We start from the raw sequence: 25,902 nt of genomic DNA on the forward strand, positions 1-25,902 counted from the left end.
CTTCCTTACTTGGCGTTCGCCAGCTCGGCGGCGCGGTCGGCCGCACCGTCCATGGTGTCCACCTGCTGGACCAGCGGGTGGTTGGCGTCGGTCAGGATCTGACGACCCAGCTCGGCGTTGTTGCCGTCCAGGCGGACGACGAGCGGCTTGGTGACGGCCTCGCCCTTCTCCTCGAGGAGGGCGAGCGCCTGCACGATGCCGTTGGCGACCGCGTCGCACGCGGTGATGCCGCCGAAGACGTTGACGAAGACCGACTTGACGTCGGTGTCGCCCAGGATGATCTCCAGGCCGTTCGCCATCACCTCGGCGGAGGCGCCGCCACCGATGTCGAGGAAGTTGGCGGGCTTGACGCCACCGTGCTTCTCACCGGCGTAGGCGACGACGTCCAGGGTGCTCATGACGAGACCCGCGCCGTTGCCGATGATGCCGACCTCGCCCTCGAGCTTGACGTAGTTCAGGCCCTTGGCCTTCGCCGCCGCCTCGAGCGGGTTGGCGGCGGCCTTGTCCTCGAGCGCCTCGTGCTCGGGCTGGCGGAACTCGGCGTTCTCGTCCAGGGAGACCTTGCCGTCAAGCGCGATGATCTTGCCGTCGCCGGACTTGATCAGCGGGTTGACCTCGACGAGGAGCGCGTCCTCGGCGATGAAGACCTTCCACAGCTGCACCAGGACATCGGCAACCTGGTCGGCGACGTCGGCCGGGAACTTCGCCGCGGCGACGATCTCGGCGGCCTTGGCCGGGGTGCAGCCCTCGTTGGCGTCCACCGGGATCTTGGCCAGCGCGTCCGGGTTCTCCTCGGCCACGACCTCGATCTCCACGCCGCCCTCGACGCTGGCCATGGCCAGGAAGGTGCGGTTGGTGCGGTCCAGCAGGAACGAGACGTAGTACTCGTCCTTGATGTCCGCGGTCTGGGCCAGCATCACCTTGTGCACGGTGTGGCCCTTGATGTCCATGCCGAGGATCGCCTCGGCCTTGGCGACGGCGTCCGCCGGGTCGGCGGCGAGCTTCACGCCACCGGCCTTGCCTCGGCCACCCACCTTCACCTGAGCCTTGACGACGGCGCGGCCGCCGAAGCGCTCCGCGATGGCGGCAGCGTCTGCGGCGGTCTCGATGACATCACCGTCAAGCACGGGTACACCGTGCTTGGCGAAGAGGTCCCTCGCCTGGTACTCGAACAGGTCCACGTGTTTGTCCTTGTTCGTGGTCGCGGAATGTGTCTCTACGAGCGTGCCACGGCAGGATCTTCGCTGCGGGTCGTCGGGGCTGAGCGGGTACGCAGATGTACAGCCTTGCGGCCCACGCAGCTACCGGGCGCATCGTCAATCAACACGCGCGTCACGTCCGTCTGGCAGGTTATCCCCGTACGACGGGCGTGTTTCGCCCGGGACCGGGTCCGCTTTGGTGAGAACCGTCACAGCGGGTGGCTCCGGCCTTGTCCTTCCGTGGGCCTCACCTCCACCGCCGACGCACCGTGAGGTCCGGCGGGGCCGACCCCGACCGGACCGGAAGCGTCCGGAAAGCACCCGCCGGGATCACTCGGCCGGGTGAACCGGATCGGGTCAGCGCTGCTCCGGCACCGGCAGCGGCCGCTTCTCGATCGCGGCGGCCATGATGTCCGGGAACACGTCCGGTGTGCAGGCGAACGCCGGCGCGCCGAGCGCGGCCAGCGCGGCCGCGTGGCCGTGGTCGTACGCGGGGGCGCCCTCGTCGGAGAGCGCGAGCAGCGCGATGAACTGGACGCCCGACGCCTTCATCGCCGCCACCCGCTTGAGCATCTCGTTGCGGATGCCGCCCTCGTAGAGGTCGCTGATCAGCACCACGACGGTCTCCGACGGCCGGGTGATCTTCGACTGGCAGTACGCCAGGGCCCGGTTGATGTCGGTGCCGCCGCCGAGCCTGGTCGCGAACAGCACGTCGACCGGGTCGTCCAGTTGCTCGGTCAGGTCGACCACCGAGGTGTCGAAGACCACCAGCCGGGTGTCCAGGCTGTGCATCGAGGCCAGCACCGCGCCGAACACCGCCGAGTGCACCACCGAGGCCGCCATCGAACCGGACTGGTCGATGCAGAGGATGACGTCCTTCTTCACCGCCCGCTGGGCGCGGGCGTATCCGACCAGCCGCTCGGGGACGACCGTGCCGCGCCCGTCCGGCCCGGCGTCGGGCAGGTAGTTCTTCAGGTTGGCCCGGATGGTGCGGCCCCAGTCGATGTCCCGGTGGCGCGGCCGGTTGACCCGGGCACTGCGGTCCAGGGCGCCGCCCAGCGTGGAGCGGGTGCGGTCGGCCAGCCGTCGCTCCAGCTCCGCCACCACCTTGCCGACCACCGCGCGGGCGCTCTCCCGAGTGGTCTCGGGCAGCGCGTGCTTGAGCGAGAGCAGGGTGCCGACCAGGTGCACGTCCGGCTCGACGGCCTCCAGCATCTCCGGCTCCAGCAGCAGCCGGTCGAGCCCGAGGCGGGTGATCGCGTCCTGCTGCATCAGCTGCACCACGGAGGTCGGGAAGTACTCGCGGATGTCGCCCAGCCAGCGGGCCACCTGCGGGGCCGAACCGCCCAGGCCCGCCGAGCGGGCCGACCGGGACCGGGCCTCGCCGCCGGACTCGGCGCCCCGGTACAGCGCCGCCAGCGCGCCGTCCATCGCCGCGTCCCGGCCGGAGAGCCGGCAGCCGGTGCCGTCGGCCTCCCCGCCGAGCACGAGCCGCCAGCGGCGCAGCCGCTCGACGGCGGGGTCGGCGGGTGCCTGAACGGTGGTCATCTGACACTCCTTCGAGCTGGGGGTGGGGCGGGGCGTTGTCCGCGGTGGCGGAGGCGCTCCGGGGCGGCGGGCGACGCGGCCGGGCAGCGGTGCCCGGTCAGGAGGCCCGGCGGTCGGTCTGGCGGGGGATGCGCGGCCCGCCGGGCCGGTGGCACGGGGCCGCGGCGGGCAGCCCGAGCAGCAGGGCGAGGGTGGGCAGGGCCGCGTCGGCGCGGTCCGGGTCGAGGTCGGCCGCGACCGCGGCGACCGGGACGGGCCGGTCGGTGAGCGGCCCGGTGGCGACCCGCTCGCCGACGGTGCGGCGGACACCCGCCTCCAGTGCGGAGAAGGTGCGGCGCAGCACCGGCAGCAGATCGGTGAAGGAGTCGGCGGGGACCGCGCACAGCCAGTCGTCGAGCAGACCGAGCAGGGCGGTGTCGTGGAGCAGCAGGGCGCCCTGGCCGGCCAGGAAGCCCTCGATCCAGCCGGCGGCGTCGGCGGGCGCGCCCGCCGTGGAGAGCACCAGCCCCATCCGGCGGCCCGCCTCGGCGGTGTCGAGCCGGGCGTCGTCCAGTAGCAGTCGGACCGCGCGGCCGCGCAGCAGCCCCGGCACCCCGGTCGCCGGGCCGCCGGCCGGCTCCCGCTCGGCCAGCGAGCGCAGGGCGGCGGCCCACCGCTCGTCGATCCCGGCCCCGTCGGCGGGGACTCCCGGGGCGCCCGCGTGCGCGGCGACGGCAACGGCACCGGCACCGGCACCGGCACCGGGCTCGGACGGGGGCGCGGGCTGGGGCACGGTGGCGGGCTGGGCACCGGACTCGGTGTGGGCCTCGACCGTGCCGTGCGCGCCCGTGGCTCCTGCGGGGCGGCCCCGGTCGGCTCCCGCGGCGGCGGCAGCAGGGCCCGCGGCGGCGGCGGCCGGGCCGCCGGCCTCTCCGCCGTCCGTCGCCGGCGCGGCGGAGCCGGTGGCGCGGCCGGGGCCGGCGAGCAGGGCGACGGCGGCGTGGACGGCGTCCAGGTGGGCGCGCATGGCGGTGGCGCCGTCGGCGTCCAGGCCGGTGCAGGCGGGCGGCAGGCCGACGCAGATGCGCTCGGCCAGGCCGTGGGCGACCTCGCCGAGGGCGTGGCCGTCGGTGGCCCGGACGTCGCCGTAGCGCAGTGAGCGGACCAGGGCGGGCAGGGCGGCCGCCAGGTGGGCGACGTCGGTGTCGAGCGCGGCGCGGTCGGCGAGCAGCCGCATCACGGCGGGCAGGGCGTCGGGCAGCCCGGCCAGCAGGCAGCGCTCGGCCAGCGCGGTCAGCTCGGCGAGCTCGGCGGCGCGGACCGCCTCCTCGACGGCCCTGCCGGTCGCCGCGGACTCCACGGTGGTGCCCCACTGGGCGGCCTCGACCACCCGGACGGCGAACTCCGGCTCCCAGCGCAGGCGCCAGGTCTCCCGGAAGGTGCCGGTGGAGTTGACGGCGGATCGGCTGGGGGTGCCCCAGTCGATGCCGAGCAGGCGCAGCCGGTGCAGCAGCCGGGAGCGCTCGCCGTCGAGCTCCTTGCGCAGGTCGAGGACGAGCTCGCGCTCACCCGCCTCCGGCTTGAGCCGCAGGCTGCGCTGGACCCGGGCGAGGTCGCGCTGGAGCGGCACGGCGGGTGCGTCGGCCGGGACCTCGCCGAGCGCGTCGCCGACCACCAGCCGGTCCTGGACCAGGGCGAGCGCGACGTCCGACCCGTCGCACATGACGGCGCGCACGGCGTCCAGCGTCTCGGTGAGGCCGGGCAGCGGGCGGCCGCGCACGGCGGCCAGGGTGTCGGCGAGCCGGACGGCCTCGATGACGTGGGCGGAGGAGACCGGGTGGTCCTCGGCGCGGAGGAGTTCGGCGACCCGGGTCATCCAGTGGGCGATGGTGTTCCGCCCGGTGGCCGGGCCGGTGCCGTCGGTGACTCGGGTGTCGTCCTGACCGGTGGTGAAGAGGTGGTGGTACCAGCCGGGCGAGTCGATCCCGGCGCCGTACCCGGTGTGCTGGGAGAGCCTGCGGTGCGTCCACGGCACCCAGGTGACCTCGGTCTTCGGCTTCTTCGGGAGGCCGGCGAGCAGCGCGCGGTCGTGGGCGACGCTGGGCATGGACTGCAGGGCGGGGACGTGCCAGGCGCCGCAGACCACGGCGATCCGCTGGTGTCCGGCGCGGCGGGCGGCCCGGATCTGCTGGCGCATCCACGCCTCGCGCAGCTCGTCCCTCCGCCCGGCGGCGCCCTCCTCGCGCAGGGCGGCCATCGCCTCGGCGACCGCCGCGAACGGGGCGAGCGCGTCGGCGCCGGGCGAGCGGTGCTCGATCACGTCCTCCCACCAGCGCTCGGGGTCGTCGTGGCCGGCGGCGCGGGCCAGCTCGCCGATCGGGTCGCCGATCGTCGGGCCGTCGTCCTCCTGCGGGCCCGTCCCGTCGGAAGTGCCCCCCGGCACTCCCGACGGGGCGCCCGGCCCGCCCTGCGCCTCCTCGGCCCGCCGGGCGGCGAGCGCGAAGGTCAGCGCGGCGGGGAGGTCGATGAAGCCGACCGCGGACCCGGCGTCGGCCGCGTACCGCAGGGCCACCCACTCCGGGGAGAAGACGGCGAACGGCCAGAACGCGGCCCGGCCCGGGTCGTCCACCACGTGGGCGAGCAGGGCCACCGGGGGCACCAGCTCCTTGTCGCCGGCCATCGCGGCGAGCGCGTCCGCCTCGGGCGGACCCTCGATCAGCACGGCGTCCGGCCGGAGCTGCTCCAGGGCGGCGGCCACCGCCCGGGCCGAGCCGGGACCGTGGTGGCGGATGCCCAGCAGGGTCACCTGGGGGGTCGTCATGCGCGCACCTCCCGGGCGGCCCGGTAGAAGTCCTTCCAGCCGTCGCGCTCGCGGACCACGCCCTCCAGGTACTCGCGCCAGACCTGCCGGTCGGCGACCGGGTCGCGGACCACCGCGCCGCGGATGCCGTCGGCGACGTCGCCCGCGCGCAGCACGCCGTCGCCGAAGTGGGTGGCGAGGGCGAGGCCGTTGGTGACCACCGAGATCGCCTCGGCGGTGGAGAGGGTGCCGCTGGGCGTCTTCACCTTGGTGCGGCCGTCGGCGGTCAGGCCGGCCCGCAGCTCGCGGAAGACGGTGACGACCCGTCGGATCTCCTCCGCGCCCCCGGGCAGCTCCGGCAGGTCGAGCGAGCGGCCGAGCTGGCCGACCCGGCGGGTGACGATCTCGACCTCCTCCTCCAGGGTGGCCGGCAGCGGCAGCACGACGGTGTTGAACCGGCGGCGCAGTGCGGAGGAGAGCTCGTTGACGCCGCGGTCGCGGTCGTTGGCGGTGGCGATCAGGTTGAAGCCGCGGACGGCCTGGATCTCGGTGCCGAGCTCGGGGACCGGCAGGGTCTTCTCGGAGAGGATGGTGATCAGGCTGTCCTGCACGTCGGCGGGGATGCGGGTGAGCTCCTCCACCCGGGCGATCCGGCCGTCGGCCATCGCCCGCATCAGCGGGGACGGGACCAGGGCGTCGCGGCTGGGGCCGTGGGCGAGCAGCTGCGCATAGTTCCACCCGTAGCGGACGGCCTCCTCGGGGGTGCCCGCGGTGCCCTGGACGAGCAGCGTGGAGTCGCCGCTGATCGCGGCCGCGAGGTGCTCGGAGACCCAGGTCTTGGCGGTGCCGGGGACGCCGAGCAGCAGCAGCGCGCGGTCGGTGGCCAGGGTGGTGACCGCGACCTCCACCACGCGGCGGGGGCCGATGTACTTCGGCGTGATCACGGTGCCGTCGGGCAGCTCGCCGCCGAGCAGGTAGGTGGCCACCGCCCACGGCGAGAGCCGCCAGCGCTCCGGGCGCGGCCGGTCGTCGTGCGCCGCGAGCGCGGCCAGCTCGGCGGCGAAGGCGTCCTCCGCGTGCTGCCGGAGCACCGCCCCGGTGGTCGTCGGCTCGCTGGTCGTCGTGGTCATCAACTGCTCCTTCGGACGGGCGGCTCGGGATGCACCGGTGGCGGGGCGCGAGCAGCTCAGGGGGTCGGCGGGACCATCGGCGCAGAGGCCGTGCAGGGGCCGGGACCAGGCGTTTCGTACGCCCGTTCGCGGCCTGTGGGAACAACCATGCACCCCGGCACTGACAGAACCCGGCCCGGATTTTGATCGTTCATCAGTTCGAGTGACAGCCGGGCCCGACCCTCCCGGATTTGTCAGTGGCGGCTCCTAGCGTCGTGGCCATGGAGGAACGCTGGAGCACCGAACACGTCCTGTCCCTCGCCCCCGACCCGGCCTCCCGGAAGGCCGCCGGCAAGCTGTCCGCCCCCGCGCCATGGTCCGAGACCGGCTGGGGCGGGGGCGTCCTGTGGGGCCAGTGCAAGGGCAGCGGCAGCACGCCGTACCGGACGGCCGTCGAGCTCGGCACGCCCGCGTACACGTGCAGCTGCCCCAGCCGGAAGTTCCCGTGCAAGCACGCCCTCGGGCTGCTCCTGCTGTGGAGCGGCAGCCCGGAGGCGGTCCAGGAGGGGTCCGAGCCGCCCGAGTGGGTCTCCGAGTGGACCGGCGGGCGTCGCCGGGCCGCCGAGCAGAAGGCCACCCGGCAGCAGGCCAGGGCCGCCGAGGCCGACCCGGCCGCCGCCGGCCGCCGGGCCGAGCGGCGGGCCGCCCGGGTCGCCGCGGGCGCGCAGGAGTTGCGGCTGCGCCTGGCCGACGACATCCGGCGCGGCCTCGCCGAGCCCACCCCGCCCGGCGTCTGGGAGGAGGTCGCGGCCCGCATGGTCGACGCCCAGGCCCCCGGCCTGGCCGGCCGGGTCCGCGAGCTGGCCGACGCACCGCAGGAGAGCCTGCTGGAGGAGTACGCGATGCTGCACCTGCTGGCCGGCGCCTACGGCCGGATCGACGCCCTGCCCGCCCCGCTGGCGGCCACCGTCCGCACCCGCGTCGGCTTCACCGCCGACTCCGCCGAGCTGCTGGCCGGCCCCACCGTCCGCGACCGCTGGCACGTCCTCGGCAGCCGCGACACGGCCGACGAGCGGCTCACCACCCGGCGGCTGTGGCTGCGCGGCGCCAAGACCGGCCGCGACGCCCTGCTGCTCGCCTTCGGGCGGCCCGGCCAGGCCCCCGACCTCGCCCTGCCCACCGGGCAGACGGTCGAGGCCGAGCTCGCCTTCCACCCCGGCGCCCGGCAGCTGCGCGCCGTCCTCGGCACCCGGTACGGCGCGCCCGAGGCCGGGCCGGCCGAGCCGCCGGCCGGGCTGTCCCCCGCCGAGGCGATGGCCGAGTACGGCTCCGCCGTCGCCGACGATCCCTGGCTGGACGCCTGGCCCACCGTCCTCACCGGTGTGGTCCCGGTCCTCGGACCAGACGGCTGGCAGCTGACGGACGGACACCGGGCCCTGCGCGTCCGCCCCGGCTCGGTGCCCGAGTCGGCCCTGTGGCGGCTGGCCGCCGTCTCGGCCGGCCACCCGGTCACCCTCTTCGGCGAGTGCGGCCACGCCGGCTTCGCCCCCGTCACCGCCTGGACGCAGTCCGCCCGACCGATCGGAGTGAGCCAGTGACGACGCACCTCATGCCCACCGCCACCGGCTGGAGCCGCAGGTGGCGCACCGTCCGCCGCTGCGAGGCGCCGGCCCTCGCCGGGCGCCCGGCCCCCGGCCCGGGCACCGCGCGCGCCACCGGCCGGCCGGCGCCCGGCGCCCGCCGTCCGGTCGGAGCGCGCCCGTCGATCGGAGCCCGGCCGTGACCGCCACCACCGCCACGCCCGCCGCCGCGCCCGTCGGCGACGACTGGACCGAGCTGCGCACCGCCGCCCTGCTCGGCACCGACCGGCGGCCGCTGCCCGCACCGGTCGGCAGCACCGCGCTGCTGGCCGCCGCCGACGCGATCGACCGCACCGACCAGGCCACCGCGCTGCTCGACCTGGCCGCGCTCGCCGCCGTCCGCCGCCGGGCCGGCGCGCTCGCCGACCCGGCACCCGAGCTGCCGGAGCCGGCACCCGCCGACCCGCGCCCGGAGGTCACCGAGGCCGCCGCCCGCCGGCTCTCCGTCCTGCTCGGCGGCCGGTCCGCCGTCACCACCGCCAATCTGGCCGAGCTGCTGCCGCAGTGGCTCGCCGTCGCCCGCGAGCACGAGTACCGGCTGCCGCCCGCGCTCGTCCCGGCGCTGCTCGACGCCGCCCGCGCCCGCAGCGAGCTGCGGCCCGACGCGGTCGCCCTGGCCGGCCCGCTCGGCCGCTGGCTCGCCGCGCGGAACACCGAGTGGCGCTTCGTCGCCCGCACCGTCGCCGAGACCGCCGGGACGGCCGGGACCGCCGGGACGGCCGAAGCCCCGGAAGCCACACCCGCACCCGCCGCCGGCAACCCCACCGGCAACCCCGGCGACGCACCCGACGCGGCCGACGCGGCCGACGCGGACGGCCGGGGCGGCGCCGAGAGCGGTGACCAGCTCTGGCAGGAGGGCCTGTTCGCCGAGCGGGTCACCCACCTGACCAGGCTGCGCCGTCGGGATCCGGCCGCCGGCCTGGCCCTGCTCCGCTCCACCTGGTCCACCGAGCGCGCCGAGGACAGGGTGCTCTTCCTGGACGCCCTGCAGGACGGCCTCTCCCTCGCCGACGAGCCCTTCGTCGAGGCGGCCCTGACGGACCGTTCGAAGAACGTCCGGGCCACCGCCGCCGAGCTGCTCTCCACCCTGCCCGGCTCCGCCCTCGCGGCCCGGATGGCCGAGCGTGCCCGGGCCGCCGTCCACCTGGAGTCCGCCCCTGGGCGGATCGTCGTCACCCCGCCCGCCGAGTGCGACGCCGCGATGCAGCACGACGGAATACCCGTCAAGTCGCCGACCGGCCGGGGCGAGCGGGCGTGGTGGTTCGGCGAGATCGTGGCCGCCGCCCCGCTCTCGCTGTGGACCGCGGACACCGGCCTGACGCCCGACGAGCTGCTGCGGCTGCCCGCCGCCGACGGCGACGCGGACTGGACGGACGACCTGCGCGAGGCCTGGGCCCGCGCCGCGGTCCGCCAGCAGGACGCGACCTGGGCCCGGGCGCTGCTCGGCCCCGCGCCGAAGCCCGACCGGGCCGATCGCACCCCCGGCGCGCCCGCCCGGCTGCTGGCCGTCCTGCCCCCGGCCGAGCGCGCCACCTGGACGGCCGCGTTCGTCCGGACCCACGGGCTCGGCGATGCCTTCCAGCTGCTCGGCGCCTGCGCGACGCCGTGGACGCCACCGCTCAGCACCGCCGTGGTGGCCGCGCTGGAGCGGGCCGCCACCACCGGGGCGTACCCGTGGAGCCACAGCGGGGTCCTCGGCATGACCGAGCGGGCGCTCGCCCCGGAGACCGCGCCGGCGGTGGAGGCGCTGGCCGCCGGCGCCTCGCCGGACACCGCCTGGGCGGACACCTTCGGCCGGCTGGCCGGCACCCTGCGCTTCCGCGCGGCGATGCTCGACGAGCTCACCGGGCAACCGCACCGAGCATCGAGCACCGAGCACTGAGCACCGAGCACCGAGCACCGGACGCAGGACGAGGCGCGAAGGGGGTCGGGCACCCGCCCGGCCCCCGCGCCGCCGCACGGACGGGCCTCAGCCCGCCGGGCGCAGGTTCGCCTCGGCCCAGCCCACCAGGGCCCGGGTGGAGGTGCCGGGCGTGAAGACGTCGGCGACGCCGAGGGCCTTCAGCTCGGCGATGTCCTCGTCCGGGACGATCCCGCCGCAGAACACGGTGATGTCCTCGGCGTCCCGTTCGCGGAGCAGTTCGACGACCTCGGCGCAGAGCGTCATGTGCGCACCGGAGAGGACGGAGAGCCCGATGCCGTCCGCGTCCTCCTGGATCGCCGTGTCGACGATCTGCTCCGGCGTCTGGTGCGGGCCGGTGCAGACGACCTCCATGCCGGCGTCGCGCAGCGCGCGGGCGACGGCCTTCGCCCCGCGGTCGTGGCCGTCCAGCCCCGGCCCGGCGACCACGACACGGATCGGCCCTGCCACACCCATCGCTGCCTCCCGGGCGACGCCGTCCACGACTACCGTGCCGACGGGTTCCCTCCGGACCGGGCGGCGGGTGGCGCCCGCCGGGCCGGTCGGCCGTTTCCGGCTGCCGCGGCGCGGGGAAAATCAAAGCCCCACCCCGGGAGAGCCGATGACCATCCCGTTCGGCCGGACCACCGCCGCGCTCCGGGGCGCGGGCGGCGAAGCGGCCGCGCTCGCCCACCACCTGCTCCGCTACCCCACCGGCGTGGGCGGCAACCGTACGGTCGCCGCCGTGTGCCCGGCCCGGCCGGTCACCGCCCCGCCGCACCACGGCCCGGTCCTGCTGCTGCACGGCCTGGTGGACAACCGCGCGGTCTTCGGCCCGCTGCTGCGCCACCTGCACCGGCACGGCTGGACGCACCTGCACGCCCTCAACCACTCACCGCTGACCGCCGACGTCCGGGCCGCCGCCGTCCTGCTCGCCCGGCACGTCGAGTGGGCGGCCCGCGCACACGACGGCCGCCCGGTCACCCTGATCGGGCACAGCCTGGGCGGCCTGATCGCCCGGTACTACGTCCAACGCCTCGGCGGGGCGGGCCTCGCCCCGCACGTGGTCACCCTCGCGACCCCGCACGAGGGCACGGCCGTCGCACGGCTGCCCGCACTGCTGCCGATCACCCGCCAGCTGCGCCCGGGCAGCGACCTGCTGGTCGAGCTGCGGCGGCCTGCGCCGGGCTGCACCGCCCGGTTCACCGCGCTCGCCGCCGAGTTGGACGAGGTGGTGGTGCCCCGTCGCAGCGCCTGGATCCGCCACCCGGACCTGCCGTCCGACAATCTGATGGTCCCGGGCGTCGGCCATCTCGCGCTGCCCGCGCACCCGCTGGCGCTCGACCTGGTCCGGCACGCGCTCTCCGGGCCGGAGCTGACGGAGCGCCACGCCTGCTGAGATGCACACTTTGTCCGCTCTGACCGCAAAGGACTACAGTCTCGGCTGATTTCTCCTGATTCGGCAGCACCTCCCCGAGGCGGCACCATGGCACCGACCACCCGCACCGGAAACCGCGGCGAACTCCGGGCCGAGCGACGCGCCCGCGCCCGCAGCGCGACCCGGACGGCCGTCCTGACCGTGGCGCTGCCCTCGGCGGCGACCCTCGGCGTGTTCGCCGCGGCCGCCGTGGCGGTGCACCAGCGGACCGCCGACCGCCCCACCCCCTCCTCCGGCCGGGGCGGGAACGGCGCCACCGACGCCCGCGCCGGCACCGGACTCGCCGGCACCGACGTCGGCGGGGCCGGACGGCACCAGGCCGAACAGCGGGCCGAGCAGCAGGAGGCCGTCCGTCGGCAGCTCGCCCGCCGGGAGGCCCAGCGCGCCGACCGCGAGCGGGCCGACCACGCCGCCCCGGCCCAGCGCCAGGCGGAGGCCGAGGCCGCCCGACCGCGCTACGCGCTGCCGGTCGAGCAGCACGGGCTCAGCGCCGGCTTCGGACAGACCGGCGCGCACTGGACCGCCCGGCACACCGGCATCGACTTCCCGGTGGCCACCGGCACGCCGGTCCGGGCGGTCACCGACGGCACCGTCTCCACCCGGTGGAGCAGCGCGTACGGCTACCTGGCGACGGTCACCGCGCCGGACGGCACCCAGACCTGGTACGGCCACCTGCGGTCGTACCGGGTGCGCAAGGGCCCCGTCCGGGCGGGCGACGTGATCGCCTACTCGGGTTCCACCGGCAACAGCACCGGGCCGCACCTCCACTTCGAGGTCCGGCCGGACGGCGAGGACCCGGTCGACCCCGTCCCGTGGCTGCTCGGCCACGGCCTGGACCCCCGCTGACCGACCACCGACCGGCTACCGGCCGCCCGCGGCGCCGAGCGAACGGCCGACCGCGCCGACCGAGCGGCCGGCTACCAGGCCGGCCGGTGCTCCGCTACAGCTTCTCCACCGGCGCGTAGCGCAGCAGGAGCTGCTTGCGCCCGGCGGAGCCGAAATCGACGGTGGCCTGGGCCTTGTCGCCGACGCCCTGGGTGGCGACGACCGTACCGAGGCCGAAGGTGTCGTGGGTGACCCGGTCGCCGACGGCGAGCGCGACGACGTCCCGGTCGGCGACGGTGCGCGCGGACTTGCCCCAGCCGGCCTTCGGCGCGGCGTGCGCGCCGCCGCCCGACATCCGCCCGCCGCCCCGCGAACCGCCCGAACCGCCCGAGCCGGAACCGCCCGAGGAGCCGCCGTACGAGCCGTACGACCCGCCGGTGAGCCGGGAGGGCGGCGCCGAGGCGGCGCCGGTGCGCTTCCACTGCACGAGCGAGTCCGGGATCTCCTCCAGGAAGCGCGAGGCGGGGTTGTACGAGGGCTGCCCCCAGGCGCTGCGCAGCACCGAGCGGGTCAGGTAGAGCCGCTGCCGGGCGCGGGTGAGGCCGACGTAGGCGAGCCGGCGCTCCTCCTCCAGCTCCTTGACCTGGTTGAGGGCGCGCATGTGCGGGAAGATCCCGTCCTCCATGCCGGTCAGGAAGACCACCGGGAACTCCAGGCCCTTGGCGGTGTGCAGGGTCATCATGGTGATGACGCCGCCGCCGTCCTCGTCGTCCTCGGGGATCTGGTCGGAGTCGGCGACCAGGGCGACCCGCTCCAGGAAGTCGGCGAGCGAGCCGACCGGCGGGCCGTCGTCGCCGTCGCTCTCGGGGCGCTCGCCGGGGTCCTTCTCGTACTCGAGGGCGACCGAGGCGAGCTCCTGGAGGTTCTCCACCCGGGTCTCGTCCTGCGGGTCGGTGGAGGCCTGGAGCTCGGCCAGGTATCCGGTCTCCTCCAGGACGGCCTCCAGCACGGCCGCCGGCCCGGCGCCGGACTCGACGACCTGCCGGAGCCCGGCCAGCAGGTCGTTGAACTTCTTGACGGCGTTGGCGGAGCGCGCGGCCATCCCGTACGCCTCGTCGACCCGGACCAGCGCCTGGGCGAAGCTGATCCGCTCGCGCGCCGCCAGGGCGTCGATCATCGCCTCGGCGCGCTCGCCGATGCCGCGCTTGGGCACGTTGAGGATGCGGCGCAGCGGCACGGTGTCCTCGGGGTTGGACAGCACCCGCAGGTAGGCGAGGACGTCCTTGACCTCCTTGCGCTCGTAGAAGCGCACACCGCCGACCACCTTGTACGGCAGGCCGACCCGGATGAACACCTCTTCGAAGACGCGGGACTGCGCGTTGGTCCGGTAGAAGATCGCCACATCGCCGGGGCGGGCGTCCTTGGCGTCGGTCAGCCGGTCGATCTCGTCGGCGATGAACTGCGCCTCGCCGTGCTCGTCGTCGGCGACGTACCCGACCACCTGCTCGCCCTGGTCGCCCGCCGTCCAGAGGTTCTTCTTGCGCCGGTTGGTGTTGCGCTCGATGACGGCGTTGGCGGCGCTCAGGATGGTCTGGGTGGAGCGGTAGTTCTGCTCCAGCAGGATCGTGGTCGCGTTCGGGTAGTCCTCCTCGAACTGGAGGATGTTGCGGATGGTCGCCCCGCGGAAGGCGTAGATCGACTGGTCGGCGTCGCCGACCACGCAGAGCTCGGCGGGGGCGATCTGGGCGAGCCGGGCGTCGGCCGGGTTCACGAAGTCGCCGTCGGCGGTGAGCTTCGGCGCGTGCGCGGCGGCGCCGCCGCTGAGCTCGCGGACCAGCGTGTACTGGGCGTGGTTGGTGTCCTGGTACTCGTCGACCAGGATGTGCCGGAAGCGGCGCCGGTAGTGCTCGGCGACGTCCGGGAACGCCTGCAGCAGGTTCACCGTGGTCATGATGATGTCGTCGAAGTCGAGGGCGTTGGCCTCGCGCAGCCGCCGCTGGTAGAGGAAGTACGCCTCGGCGAGCTTCTTCTCCATCGGGTTGGCGGCCTGGTCGGCGTACGTCTCCTCGTCGATCAGCTCGTTCTTCAGGTTGCTGATCTTCGCGGTGAAGGACTTCGGCGGGAACTGCTTGGGGTCGAGGTCGAGGTCGCGGCAGACCAGCGCCATCAGCCGCTGCGAGTCGGCCGCGTCGTAGATCGAGAAGCTGGACGTGAAGCCGAGCAGCTTGGACTCGCGGCGCAGGATCCGCACGCACGCGCTGTGGAAGGTGGACACCCACATCGCCCGGGCCCGCGGCCCGACCAGGGCCTCCACCCGCTCGCGCATCTCACCGGCGGCCTTGTTGGTGAAGGTGATCGCCAGGATCTCGCCGGGCTGCACGCCGCGCGCGGCCAGCAGGTGGGCGATCCGGTGGGTCAGCACCCGGGTCTTGCCCGAGCCGGCGCCGGCCACGATGAGCACCGGCGAGCCGTGGTGCAGCACCGCCTCGCGCTGCGGGTCGTTCATGCCCTCCAGCAGCTGCGCCGGGTCGATCACCGGCCGGGCGGCGCCGTTGCGGTAGAAGGCGTCGCGCTCGTCCTGCGCCGCGAAGTCGGTCTGGAACAGATCCCCCGGGATCTCCTCCTCGAACGGCACGGCGTCGTAGGGCACGGCGTCGTAGGGCGGAGCCTCCTCGTACGGGGGCTCCTCGTCGTAGGGCACGGGCTCGGCGGCGGGACGGCTCGACCCGACGGCGGGGTCCTCGAAACCGGGGAGCGGGAGGTCGTCAAAGAGGCTACTCATGGCACTCCGAGTCTATGGCCCGCCGCCGACAGTCCGGAGGCCCTTCATCTCCGGTCGCCCCGGCCACCCGAAGCGGTCACCGTCCGCACCATCACCGCCACCGAGGCGGACAGGAACGGACAGTTCCGCAGGATTGCGCTCACGCCCGTGACGCACGGCCTGTCGCGCGCCGCGGCCCGCTAGCGTCGCCCTCCCATCGCCGGACCGCCCACCCCGGAACCACCCGCGCGGGCCGGCTCGAAAGGAGAGCGCCGCCATGGCGTCGCACAAAAAACCGGTCGGCAACCGCCACCGCAAGCCCGCCCCGGTCCGCCGCACCCACGCCCTCGCACTCACCACCGCCGCCGGGGCCGCCGCGGTCACCGGCACGCTGGCGCCGGCCGCCCACGCCGAGCCGCTCGCGGGTCCGGACCTGATCGCCGCCCGGATCGACGAGGCGTACCAGCAGGCCGAGCAGGCCACCCAGCAGTACGACGGCACCAAGGACGAGATCGACACCCTGCAGCGGCAGGTCACCCAGCTCCAGGACGAGCTGGCCCGGCGCACCTCCGAGGCGGAGGAGGCCAGGACGCGGCTCGGCGCCGTCGCCGCCGAGCAGTACCGCAGCGGCGGCTTCTCCGCCGCGATGCAGCTGGCACTCTCCGACGACCCGCAGGAGTTCCTGGAGCGCTCCGCCCGGCTCGGGCAGGCCGGCCAGGCCGAGCAGGAGGCGCTGCGGCAGTTCGGCCGCCAGCAGGCCGCCGCCCGCGACCGGGCCGCCGAGGCCCGGGCCAGGCTGGCCGACCTCGCCGAGCGGCAGCAGCGCCTGGCCGGCCAGAAGGCCGAGGTGCAGCGGCGGCTCGCCGAGACCCAGACCCTGCTCGCCGGCCTCGACCCGGTCCAGCGCGCTGCCGTCGCCCGGGCCTCCCGCAGCGGCGCCCGCGCCCTGCTCGACACCGGCACCGGCCTCGACGCGCTGACCGCCACCGCCCTCGACGCCCTGGTCCCGGTCACCGACGCGCGGGCCGCCCAGGCCATCGCCTTCGCCCGCGCCCAGCTCGGCAAGCCCTACGTGTGGGGCGCCACCGGCCCGGACTCGTACGACTGCTCCGGCCTGGTCCAGGCGGCCTGGCGGAGCGCCGGCGTCTCGCTCCCCCGCACCACCTGGTCCCAGATCGCGGCCGCGCCCCGGGTCACCCGCGACCAGCTGCTCCCGGGCGACCTGGTGTTCTTCTTCTCCGGCATCAGCCACGTCGGCCTCTACACCGGCAACGGCCGGATGATCCACGCCCCGCACCCGGGCGCCCCGGTCCGCTACGAGTCCATCGACGCGATGCCCTTCGCCGGGGCGGTGCGCCCCGCCTGACGGCCCGTCCGCCGCACCGACCCGGTCACCCCCGGACCGAGCCCCCGGCCGAACCTCCCGCCGGGCCCCGGTCAGACCAGGCGGCGCGCGGCCGCCCAGCGGGTGAGTTCGTGACGGTTGCTCAGCTGGAGCTTGCGCAGCACGGCGGATACGTGGCTCTCGACGGTCTTCACCGAGATGAAGAGCTGCTTGGCGATCTCCTTGTACGCGTAGCCGCGGGCGATCAGGCGCAGCACCTCGCGCTCGCGCTGGGTGAGGCGGTCGAGGTCCTCGTCGACGGGCGGGGTGTCGGTGGCGGCGAAGGCGTCGAGGACGAAGCCGGCCAGCCGCGGGGAGAAGACGGCGTCGCCGTCGGCGATCCGGAAGATGGCGTTGACCAGGTCGGTGCCGGTGATGGTCTTGGTGACGTAGCCGCGGGCGCCGCCGCGGATGACGCCGATGACGTCCTCGGCGGCGTCGGAGACGGAGAGCGCGAGGAAGCGGACGCCGCCGGACTCGCCCATCAGCGGGGCGGAGCGGCGCAGCACCTCGACGCCGCCGCCGCCGGGCAGGTGGACGTCGAGCAGGACCACGTCGGGCCGGGTCTCGGCGACCACCTGGACGGCGGACTCGACGTCGTCGGCCTCGCCGACCACGTCGATGCCGGTGGTCTCGGTGCGGCCGATCTCGGCGCGCACGCCGGTCCGGAACATCCGGTGGTCGTCGACCAGGACCACGCGTGCGGTGCGTCCCGGTTCCGCGGCGGTCTCAACGCCGGACTCAGTCATCTGCCCTCTCCATCTCCAGCTCGACCTCGGTGCCGCCGTCCGGCGCGGGGCGCACCTTGGCGGTGCCCCCGTTGCGCCTCATCCGGCCGATGATCGACTCGCGTACGCCCATCCGGTCCTCGGGGAGGTCGTCGGGGTCGAAGCCGGGGCCGTGGTCGCGGACGAACACCGACACCGTCCTCCCCTCGACCTCCGCGTAGACCTGGACCGGTCCCCCGCCACCGTACTTGGCCGCGTTGACCATCGCCTCCCTCGCGGCCTGCATCTGCGCGGAGATCTTCTCGTCCATCGGGCAGTCGCCGACGCAGACGAGTTCGACGGGGACGCCGTGCCGGTCCTCGACCTCGGCGACCACGGAGCGGATCCGCTCGGCGAGCGTGTCGGGTGCGGCCTCGGCGACCGCCTCGGGGCGGTAGAGCCACAGCCGCAGTTCGCGTTCCTGGGCGCGGGCGAGGCGCAGGACCTCCTTGGGGTCCTCGGCGCGGCGCTGGATCAGGGTGAGGGTGTGCAGGACGGAGTCGTGGACGTGCGCGGCGATCTCGGCGCGCTCCTGGGCGCGGATGCGGGCGGTGCGCTCGTCGCCGAGGTCCTGCCACAGGCGCAGCGCGTACGGGCCGACCAGGACGAGGCAGCCGGCCAGGACGGCGACGATCGACTCGATGACCAGGGCGAGCGGGGAGGCGTGGCCCTGGAGGATGAAGAAGACCACGATGCCGACCAGGACCAGCAGGACGCCGGCGCCGATCCGCAGGTAGGCGCGGCTCTTGCGGCTGCCGTCCTCCAGGCCGAACCAGCGCTGCCAGCGCGAGTCGTCGGCCTGCCGCCAGACCAGGGCGACGCCGACGCCGACGGCGAGCAGCGGCCAGACGTACGGCTTGGCGGTCTGGATGCCGAGGGCGCTGAGCAGGGCCATCAGACCGATCACCAGGGCGAGCAGGGCGAAGAGTTGGCCGAGCCCGCCGCCGCGCTTGGTGTCGCCGGCCCCTGCCGCGGAGGCCCCGGAAGCGCCGACGGCGCCGGGTTCTGCGGCCGGGTCGCGGTCGGTCTCGCCGTGGAAGGAGCGCTGGACCAGTTCGCGCAGCCGGCCGGCGCGGCCGGAGGCGCCCTTGCTGATCTCGCCGCCGCCGTCGCCGGCGCCGGCCCGGACGAAGCCGCCGCGGGTGTAGACCCAGCGGTCGGCGCTGCCGGGGGCGGGCTCGCCGATGCCGAGCGGCACCACGACCCAGAACGCGGCGTACAGCAGCGCGCCGATGCCTTCGGTGAAGAAGAGCAGGATGAAGGCGATCCGCACCCAGGCGACCGGCAGGCCGAGGTGGACCGCGAGCCCGTGGGCGACGCCGCCCAGGATCCGGCCGCGCGGGCTGCGGTAGAGCCGGCGGTACGGGAGGGGTTCGGCGGTCGCGGGGTCGCCCGCCGCGGTCTCGGGGGCGCTCGGCCTGGTGTCGGGTGCTGCCACGGGTCCGATGGTCGCAGGTGCGCGGGTGCGGGCGCATCAGGGTCCGGCCCTGAGACGGGTATCAGGGAGAGTTCAGGGTCCGGCCGGGGCGTCCGGCGGTTAAAGAAGGCGACCGGAGCGGCCAGGATGGTGGGTATGACGGACGCCCCTGACAACGAGCGCGAACAGACCCCGGCTCGACCGCCGTTGACCCGTTCCTCCCGGCACCGGGTGGTGGCGGGTGTCTGCGGCGGCCTCGGCCGCTACCTGGACATCGACCCGGTGGTCTTCCGGGTGGTCGTCGCGGTGCTCGGGCTGACCGGCGGCCTCGGCCTCTTCCTGTACGGCCTGGCCTGGCTGGTGGTTCCGCGCGAGGCGGTGGCCGGCGACGGGGACGGCGGCCGCAGCGAGGTGCAGCGGGTGCTGACCGGGCGGGTGGACGGGCAGTCGATCGGCGCGGTGCTGCTGACCGTGATCGGCACGGGGGTGTTCTTCTCCTCGATGGGCGACGGCGATCAGCTGTTCCCGCTGCTGCTGCTCGGCGGCCTGGTGTTCCTGGCGGTCCGGTACGACCCGGAGCGCCGTCGCCGGGCGCACGGCGAGCACGGCCATGGCCATGGGCATGGGCACGGGCACGGGCACGGGCACGGCCACGGCAGTCCCGGCGCGGACGCGAAGGCCCCGCGGGACCGGCTGGCGGACTCCGGCGAGCCGGTGGACTGGGCGACCTGGGGCCGGCGGCTCTCGGCGGACCTGCGCAGCGAGTGGGAGGCGCGGGCGGCGGAGGTGCACGAGCGGATGACGGCGGCGCACCGGGCGCACGCCGAGGCGCGGGAGAGCGGCAAGGTACCCGCCGACACCCCGCCGGCCGGCCCGAGCGGCTACCTGTGGGACCCGCGGCATCCGGAGCGCAATCCGTACCAGGGGGCGACGCCGCCGCCGGGGGCTGCGGCGCCGGCCTGGTGGCAGCGGACCGACCTGCCGGAGGGCGACCCGCTGCGCAAGCGGCCCCTGGACGCGGAGGGCGGGGCCGCGGCGCCGGTGAAGGTGGTGAAGCACCGCTCGTACCTGGGTCCGCTCGCGGTGCTGGCCTCGGCGGGGGCGGGGACGGCGGCGTTCCTGGTCGGCCGCGACCACCCGGGTCTGCCGCTCACCGCGGTGCTGGCGGCGGCGCTGCTGCCGCTCGGCCTGGCGATGCTGGTCGGCACCCGGTGGGGCCGGGTGCGGGGGCTGGCCGTGCCGGCGATGCTGCTGACGCTGGGACTGGCCGGGTCGGCGGGTTCGGCGGCGACGGTCGACTCGACCTTCGGCGACCGGAACTGGACGGTGACCTCGGCGGCCGATCTGAAGCCGCACTACAGCCTGGGCGCGGGCGACGTGAAGCTGGACCTGTCCGGGCTCGACCCGGCGGGCGCAACGCTGACCACCGAGGTCCGGCTCGGCGCGGGCGATCTGACGGTGACCGTGCCGGACGACGTGGAGGTGCGGCTGACGGTCCGCAACGGCCTGGGCGAGGTGACGCTGCCGGGCGGGGAGAAGATCTCCGGCGGGGGCACCGACCGGGACGTGCAGCTCCATCCGACGGGCGGTCGGACCGCCAGGGGAACGCTCGACCTCACGGTGCTGGTCGGGCTCGGCGACGCTGAGGTGGTGCAGGGATGAGGAAGCACGGGTTCGACCTGTTCTCGCTGGTCGCGGGGGTGCTGTTCACCGGGATCGCGGTGCTGTACCTGGTGGCGGCGGCGACCGACCGCGAGGTGGCCGGGCACCTGGTGGTGCCGGTCGCGGTGGTGACGCTGGTGGCCGGCGGCCTCGGCGGGGCGGTGGTGGCGATGGCCCGCCGCGGCCGCGGCCGCTGACCCGGCGGGGCCGCTGACCCGGCGGGGCGGCTGACCCGGCGGGGCGGCTGACCTGCCGGGGCGGCTGACCTGCCGGGGGGCGGGTCAGCTCTGCTTGGCGCCGAGTTCCAGCTGGTCGCCGTTCTTGGTGACGGTGTACTTGGGCAGCGGCTTGGTGGCCGGGCCGGTGATCACCGCTCCGGTGGTCGCGTTGAACTTGGAGCCGTGGCAGGGGCAGTACAGCTCGCCGTTCTTCGGCGCGTTGACGGTGCACCCGGAGTGGGTGCAGATCGAGGAGAAGCCGCAGTACTGGCCGGCGGTCGGCTGCACGATGTACACCGCGTCGCCGGTCCCGGGCTCCTGCACCTGCGCCGAGCCGCCGACCGGCACCGAGGAGGCCGCCACGGTCACCTTCGCCCCGCCGGAAGCCCCGCCGGAAGCCCCGCCCGGCGCGCCACCGGACGCGGCCGGCGCGGGGGCGGTGGAGCCGGGCGTGGCCGCGACCGGGGCGGTGTCCTTCTTCCGGACGAAGGTGGCGGTCAGCGAGCCGGCCAGCAGCCCGGCGCCGCCGAGCGCGACCGCCGCGATGCCGCCGTCCAGCAGCGAGCGCCGGCGCACCGCGGCGTCGTCCAGGCCCCGGCGCCGGTCGCGCCGCGCCCGGGCGGCCAGGTAGCCGTCGACCGAGAGGTACGGGGTTCCGGCCAGCAGCAGCGGCGTCCACGCGAAGAGGTAGGCGAGGTCGTTGCCCAGGTAGTACGGGCTGACGCCCCAGCTGACGGTCAGCCAGAGGGTGGCGCTGAGCGCGGCGCCGCCGGCCGCGGCGACCCGGCCCCACAGGCCGAACAGGGTGCCGAGGCCGACCGCCAGCTCGCCGAAGGCGATCAGCAGGCCGAAGAGGGTCGGCGCGGACAGCGCCGGGCCGAGCAGGAAGCCGATCGGGCTGCTCCCCTTGACCGCCTGGGTCTGGGAGTAGAAGGACGCCGCGTCCCCGGCGCCGGCCAGGTAGTGGGAGTCGGAGAGTTTGTCGAAGGCCGCGTAGACGAAGGTCACGCCGAGGAAGAGCCGCAGCGGCAGCAGTGCGTACGTGGAAGCGGTCTCCTTCCAGCCGGCTCTGTCCGTCGTCCGCTGGTCGCCATGCCCGCCCGTCATGCCGCTGCCTCTCGCTCACCACCGGTCGACTTCCGACCGGTTCCGGTCCGATTCTGCCTTCTCGTGCGCACACACGGTGCACACACGGCCGCGCCGCCACTCCCTTGTCGTACGGGAGCGGCGGCGCGGCCGTTTCGAACGCGTGGGGAGACTACTCCCACTCGATGGTGCCCGGCGGCTTGCTGGTGACGTCCAGCACCACGCGGTTCACGTCGCGGACCTCGTTGGTGATCCGGGTGGAGATCTTCGCCAGCACCTCGTACGGCAGGCGCGACCAGTCGGCGGTCATCGCGTCCTCGGAGGAGACCGGGCGGAGCACGATCGGGTGGCCGTAGGTGCGACCGTCGCCCTGGACGCCGACCGAGCGGACGTCGCCGAGCAGGACGACCGGGCACTGCCAGATCTCACGGTCCAGGCCGGCCGCGGTCAGCTCCTCGCGGGCGATCGCGTCCGCGTCGCGGAGCAGGTCCAGGCGCTCCTTGGTGACCTCGCCGACGATCCGGATGCCCAGGCCCGGGCCGGGGAACGGCTGGCGCTGGACGATCTCCTCCGGCAGGCCGAGCTCCTGGCCGACCATCCGGACCTCGTCCTTGAACAGCTTGCGCAGCGGCTCGACCAGCTGGAACTCGAGGTCCTCCGGCAGGCCGCCGACGTTGTGGTGGGACTTGATGTTGGCGGTGCCGGTGCCGCCGCCGGACTCCACCACGTCCGGGTACAGGGTGCCCTGGACCAGGAACTCCACCGCCGGACCCTCGTCCGCGATGATGTCGGCCTGGGCCTGCTCGAAGACCCGGATGAACTCCCGGCCGATGATCTTGCGCTTCTCCTCGGGGTCCGAGACGCCCTTGAGGGCGTTCAGGAAGCGCTCCTCGGCGTCCACGACCACCAGCTTGACGCCGGTCGCGGCCACGAAGTCCTTCTCGACCTGCTCGGTCTCGCCCTTGCGCATCAGGCCGTGGTCGACGTAGACGCAGGTCAGGCGGTCGCCGATGGCGCGCTGCACCAGCGCGGCGGCGACGGCGGAGTCCACGCCGCCGGACAGGCCGCAGATGGCGCGCTTGTCGCCGACCTGCTCGCGGATCAGCGCGACCTGCTCGTCGACCACGTTGACCGTGGTCCAGTTCGGGGCGATGCCGGCACCGCGGTACAGGAAGTGCTCCAGCACCTGCTGGCCGTACTCGGAGTGCATGACCTCCGGGTGGTACTGCACGCCGTACAGCTTCAGCGCGTCGTTCTCGAAGGCGGCGACCGGCACCACGTCGGTGGAGGCGGTGACGGTGAAGCCCTCCGGCGCGGCGGAGCAGGCGTCGCCGTGCGACATCCACACCGACTGCTGCGCCGGGGTGCCCTCGAACAGGGTGGAGCCGGGGCGGGAGACGGACAGCGGGGTGCGGCCGTACTCGCGGGCGCCGCTGTTGTCGACGGTGCCGCCGAGCGTCACGGCCATCAGCTGGAAGCCGTAGCACATGCCGAAGACCGGGACGCCGGCCTCGAAGAGCGCCCGGTCGATCTGCGGCGCGCCCTCCTCGTAGACCGACGACGGACCGCCGGAGAGGATGATCGCCTTCGGGTTCTTGGCGAGCATCTCGGCGACCGGCATGCTGCTCGGCACGATCTCGCTGTAGACCCGCGCCTCACGCACCCGACGGGCGATGAGCTGGGCGTACTGGGCACCGAAGTCGACCACCAGGACGGTGTCGTTCTCAGGTACGGACTGAACGGGAATAGCAGAGGACACGGACGGCCTTCCGGCAGCGGTGTGGGGAGTGTCTGAGGTCGAGTCTACCGGGCTGCTCGAACGCCCCCGGTTCACTCGTCTGCCGATCCGGCGCACCGTGACCGGCCGGGGTGCCGAATCGTTGCACCCGGCAGACCGTACGACCGCCGCGCGGCCAGCCAGGAAGCGGGCGGTGGGTACGGGGAACCACGCGTGGATCAACACTCCGGTCCACCGGTGCGCGTGGCGGGCACGGGCCCGCCGTGGGACCGCGCCCCGGTGCTGCGGTCGGGTCAGCAGGGGACAGCGACCCCCGACCGCGACCGGGCGGACCCGGGGGTGTGGCGGCCGGTACCGGTGCCGACCGCCACACCCCTTCGGACCGCCCGCCCCGGCGTACGCCCCAGTGCGCCCCCACCTGCCGATTACTACGCACCGTGACTGCCCGCCGGCTCCCGGACGGGCCGGTCCGGGGCGGTCCGCCCGAAATTGGACTGTGCCGAAGTGCGTCGAATCGGTTGCACAGTAAGGCCTCCTTCCAGCACGATGCTGATGTGGGGGCCACCGGACCACCGATCCGGCCCACCCGAAGACCGTTGACGAGAACGGTTATCACCTCACGCTCCGTGAGCCCCACGTGGCCCGCGCGCGTGCCACAGACCATTCGACGAGACGGCGCTCCTCCCCCGGCGCCGTCACCCCAGCACCGGCGCAGCCCTGACGCCGCGTGCTGAGCGACAAAGGGCCCCGTTCCCCCGCGGGGCCCTTTGCCCTGCCCGGCCCGGCCCTTTGCCCGGCCCGGCCGCTCCGCCGCCGTCCCGCGCGGGTTCAGTCGCCGACCGGCCGCCGGTAGGCGGCGTGCGCGTCCCCGCCGACGGGCGCCGACACCGGCGCGGGCCCGTCCGACACCGGCGCGGGCCCGTCCGGCAGCACCGCACCGACCTGCTCGACCTGAGCCGGCACCGCCCCTTCCGCCGGGACGACGGGCGGGGCGGGCCGGAGCGAGGAGACCCCGCTGAACGCGCCGAGCGCGGCCCAGAACACGCTCGCCAGCAGGACGGTTCCCGCCGTCCACCCGGTGGAGAGGTCGAGCGACTGGGCGTTGCGGACGGCCTCCGCACCGAACTCGTCGGGGCTGTTCCGGGAGAAGGTGAAGGTCGCCCCGGCCGCCAGGGTCAGCCCGCAGAGCACCGCGCCGTGCACCGCCGCGAGCTTCAGCCGGTCCGCCGGGCCGAGGGCCGCGCGGCGGGCGAGCACCGCGAGCAGCGCCGCGCAGGCCAGCGGCAGCAGCACCAGCCACCACAGGTGCGGGGACCTGCCGTCGAGGTCGAGCAGCGAGACGGAGACCTGCTCGCCGGCCCCGAGGTAGCCGCCCTCGGGCGCGACCGCCTCGGCGCCGGAGCCGATGCCCAGCGCGAACATGCCGACGTTCGCGCCGAGCAGCGAGCGGGTCCAGCTCTCCCCGTCGAGCGCGGCGAAGACCCAGCCCACCACGGCGGCCAGGCCCAGGGTGGCCGCGGCCACCCGGGCCGAGATGCCCGCCGCGGTGAGCCAGTCGTCGAGCGCGCGGCGCCGGCCGGCCTCCGCGCGCAGCGCGTCCCGGCCGTAGGTGGCGAAGGCGAGCAGGCCGGCGGCGAGGGCGAAGGTCAGGGCCGCCTGCCAGACCACCGCTCCCGCGTCGATCCCGGTGTAGCGGTCCATGTCCTCGTCGGTGCCGACCGCGATCCGCACGCCGCCGACGGTGGCCAGCAGCCAGGCGATCAGGCCCGCGGCGAGGGCGGTCCGGGCCGCCTCGACCCCCGCCTCGCGCAGCGAGGGCGCGGCGCCGGTCCGGACCCGGGCGCGCAGGGCCCGCCGCGCGGTGAGGCGGAGCAGCAGCAGCCAGCCCAGCGACACCACGAGCGGCACGGCCCGCAGCTCGGTGGTGGTGCCGAAGGAGACCGCACCGCCCTCGAACACGGTGGTCGAGCGCCAGGGCGCCCCGAAGGCGGTGAGGACGAAGCCGAGCCAGGTGCCGTAGTGCTCCGCGTAGTCGCCGCCGCCGCGGATCAGCCAGCCGCTCGCGGCGCCGCCGAGGACGAGCGGGACGACGAGCAGCAGCGCGGTCGGCAGCAGCAGGACACGGGGCGCGACCAGCCAGGCGCGGTCGAAGCGCAGGCGTTCGCCGCGGGCGTGGTGCACCACGCCCTTGCCCCAGACCGACGTGGCCGGTTCGCCGCCGGTCTCCTCCACCACCTCGCCGATGGCCGGACCGAACGGGTCGGCGCCGGTGCCCGGGGCGGCACCGCTCCCGGTGGTGAAGGCCGTGCCGCAGGAGGCGCACCGCCGGGTGCCCTCCGGTGAGCCCGCCCCGCAGACCATGCAGATCGCCATGCCGTCCCCGCCCCCGTAGCCCTGTGGTTCACCGGAAGGGCTGTTATATCCCATGGGG

General features: G+C 75.2%; 19 protein-coding genes. 8 read left to right on the top strand and 11 right to left on the bottom strand.

Going from position 1 to position 25,902, the window contains the following annotated elements:
- Positions 1-5 precede the first annotated feature (5 nt).
- The 4 genes from sucC to ABEB06_RS15820 all read right to left on the bottom strand — a co-directional run bounded on the left by sucC (position 6) and on the right by ABEB06_RS15820 (position 6,656).
- Positions 6-1,181 carry an ADP-forming succinate--CoA ligase subunit beta gene (gene sucC / locus ABEB06_RS15805; protein ID WP_345697504.1) on the bottom strand — a complete coding sequence of 392 codons (1,176 nt, stop codon included), beginning with the start codon at positions 1,179-1,181 and terminating at the stop codon, positions 6-8.
- A gap of 375 nt (positions 1,182-1,556) precedes the next feature.
- Positions 1,557-2,747: a VWA domain-containing protein gene (locus ABEB06_RS15810; RefSeq protein WP_345697505.1), complete on the bottom strand. Its 1,191-nt coding sequence runs from the start codon at positions 2,745-2,747 to the stop codon at positions 1,557-1,559.
- A 97-nt stretch (positions 2,748-2,844) separates the two neighbouring features.
- The gene (locus ABEB06_RS15815) at positions 2,845-5,547 is read right to left on the bottom strand and encodes a DUF5682 family protein (RefSeq protein WP_345697506.1); all 2,703 of its coding nucleotides are present in this window, start codon (positions 5,545-5,547) and stop codon (positions 2,845-2,847) included.
- Complete coding sequence (locus ABEB06_RS15820; protein ID WP_345697507.1) at positions 5,544-6,656, bottom strand: ATP-binding protein; 1,113 nt, start codon at positions 6,654-6,656, stop codon at positions 5,544-5,546. The genes ABEB06_RS15815 and ABEB06_RS15820 overlap by 4 nt, the downstream gene beginning before the upstream one ends.
- A gap of 260 nt (positions 6,657-6,916) precedes the next feature.
- Here ABEB06_RS15820 and ABEB06_RS15825 point away from each other — a divergent pair, with 260 nt between their 5' ends.
- The 3 genes from ABEB06_RS15825 to ABEB06_RS15835 are packed head-to-tail and all read left to right on the top strand — an operon-like array spanning position 6,917 to position 10,157.
- Positions 6,917-8,233 (top strand): SWIM zinc finger family protein, encoded by a 1,317-nt coding sequence (locus ABEB06_RS15825; protein ID WP_345697508.1) that lies wholly within the window; start codon positions 6,917-6,919, stop codon positions 8,231-8,233.
- Entirely contained in the window at positions 8,230-8,418 is a 189-nt protein-coding gene (locus ABEB06_RS15830; RefSeq protein ID WP_345697509.1) for a hypothetical protein, read from the top strand. The genes ABEB06_RS15825 and ABEB06_RS15830 overlap by 4 nt, the downstream gene beginning before the upstream one ends.
- Positions 8,415-10,157 carry a DUF5691 domain-containing protein gene (locus ABEB06_RS15835; protein WP_345697510.1) on the top strand — a complete coding sequence of 581 codons (1,743 nt, stop codon included), beginning with the start codon at positions 8,415-8,417 and terminating at the stop codon, positions 10,155-10,157. The genes ABEB06_RS15830 and ABEB06_RS15835 overlap by 4 nt, the downstream gene beginning before the upstream one ends.
- 87 nt (positions 10,158-10,244) lie before the next feature.
- On the opposite strand, the gene icmB is transcribed toward ABEB06_RS15835, so the two are convergent.
- On the bottom strand, positions 10,245-10,652 hold the full coding sequence (icmB, locus tag ABEB06_RS15840; protein WP_345697511.1) for a coenzyme B12-dependent isobutyryl CoA mutase small subunit: 408 nt from the start codon (positions 10,650-10,652) through the stop codon (positions 10,245-10,247).
- A gap of 145 nt (positions 10,653-10,797) precedes the next feature.
- Here icmB and ABEB06_RS15845 point away from each other — a divergent pair, with 145 nt between their 5' ends.
- Both ABEB06_RS15845 and ABEB06_RS15850 read left to right on the top strand, forming a co-directional pair.
- A complete protein-coding gene (locus tag ABEB06_RS15845; RefSeq protein WP_345697512.1) occupies positions 10,798-11,574 on the top strand; it encodes an esterase/lipase family protein in 777 nt (258 codons plus the stop codon).
- A gap of 87 nt (positions 11,575-11,661) precedes the next feature.
- Positions 11,662-12,459: a M23 family metallopeptidase gene (locus tag ABEB06_RS15850; protein WP_345697513.1), complete on the top strand. Its 798-nt coding sequence runs from the start codon at positions 11,662-11,664 to the stop codon at positions 12,457-12,459.
- Between the two features lie 94 nt (positions 12,460-12,553).
- On the opposite strand, the gene pcrA is transcribed toward ABEB06_RS15850, so the two are convergent.
- The gene (gene pcrA, locus ABEB06_RS15855; protein ID WP_345697514.1) at positions 12,554-15,220 is read right to left on the bottom strand and encodes a DNA helicase PcrA; all 2,667 of its coding nucleotides are present in this window, start codon (positions 15,218-15,220) and stop codon (positions 12,554-12,556) included.
- A 256-nt stretch (positions 15,221-15,476) separates the two neighbouring features.
- Here pcrA and ABEB06_RS15860 point away from each other — a divergent pair, with 256 nt between their 5' ends.
- On the top strand, positions 15,477-16,565 hold the full coding sequence (locus ABEB06_RS15860) for a C40 family peptidase (protein WP_345697515.1): 1,089 nt from the start codon (positions 15,477-15,479) through the stop codon (positions 16,563-16,565).
- A 71-nt stretch (positions 16,566-16,636) separates the two neighbouring features.
- Here the strand turns inward: ABEB06_RS15860 and ABEB06_RS15865 are convergent, their stop codons facing one another.
- Together ABEB06_RS15865 and ABEB06_RS15870 are read right to left on the bottom strand one after the other, a co-directional pair.
- Positions 16,637-17,332 (bottom strand): LuxR C-terminal-related transcriptional regulator, encoded by a 696-nt coding sequence (locus ABEB06_RS15865; RefSeq protein ID WP_345697516.1) that lies wholly within the window; start codon positions 17,330-17,332, stop codon positions 16,637-16,639.
- Complete coding sequence (locus tag ABEB06_RS15870) at positions 17,325-18,788, bottom strand: PspC domain-containing protein (protein WP_345697517.1); 1,464 nt, start codon at positions 18,786-18,788, stop codon at positions 17,325-17,327. The genes ABEB06_RS15865 and ABEB06_RS15870 overlap by 8 nt, the downstream gene beginning before the upstream one ends.
- A gap of 135 nt (positions 18,789-18,923) precedes the next feature.
- Between ABEB06_RS15870 and ABEB06_RS15875 the strand changes: the two genes are divergently transcribed.
- Together ABEB06_RS15875 and ABEB06_RS15880 are read left to right on the top strand one after the other, a co-directional pair.
- Positions 18,924-20,429 (top strand): PspC domain-containing protein, encoded by a 1,506-nt coding sequence (locus tag ABEB06_RS15875; protein ID WP_345697518.1) that lies wholly within the window; start codon positions 18,924-18,926, stop codon positions 20,427-20,429.
- Positions 20,426-20,626, top strand: a complete 201-nt coding sequence (locus ABEB06_RS15880) for a hypothetical protein (protein WP_345697519.1) — start codon at positions 20,426-20,428, stop codon at positions 20,624-20,626. Before ABEB06_RS15875 ends, ABEB06_RS15880 begins: the two co-directional genes overlap by 4 nt.
- Positions 20,627-20,710: 84 nt before the next feature.
- On the opposite strand, the gene ABEB06_RS39370 is transcribed toward ABEB06_RS15880, so the two are convergent.
- The 3 genes from ABEB06_RS39370 to ABEB06_RS15900 all read right to left on the bottom strand — a co-directional run bounded on the left by ABEB06_RS39370 (position 20,711) and on the right by ABEB06_RS15900 (position 25,844).
- The gene (locus ABEB06_RS39370; RefSeq protein WP_425559631.1) at positions 20,711-21,754 is read right to left on the bottom strand and encodes a Rieske 2Fe-2S domain-containing protein; all 1,044 of its coding nucleotides are present in this window, start codon (positions 21,752-21,754) and stop codon (positions 20,711-20,713) included.
- A gap of 151 nt (positions 21,755-21,905) precedes the next feature.
- Positions 21,906-23,480, bottom strand: coding sequence for a glutamine-hydrolyzing GMP synthase (guaA, locus tag ABEB06_RS15895; RefSeq protein ID WP_425559778.1), 1,575 nt, complete (start codon positions 23,478-23,480; stop codon positions 21,906-21,908).
- 819 nt (positions 23,481-24,299) lie between these two features.
- Positions 24,300-25,844 carry a hypothetical protein gene (locus ABEB06_RS15900; RefSeq protein WP_345697521.1) on the bottom strand — a complete coding sequence of 515 codons (1,545 nt, stop codon included), beginning with the start codon at positions 25,842-25,844 and terminating at the stop codon, positions 24,300-24,302.
- Positions 25,845-25,902 lie beyond the last annotated feature (58 nt).

The sequence above is a fragment of the Kitasatospora terrestris genome, assembly GCF_039542905.1.
Lineage (GTDB): Bacteria > Actinomycetota > Actinomycetes > Streptomycetales > Streptomycetaceae > Kitasatospora > Kitasatospora terrestris.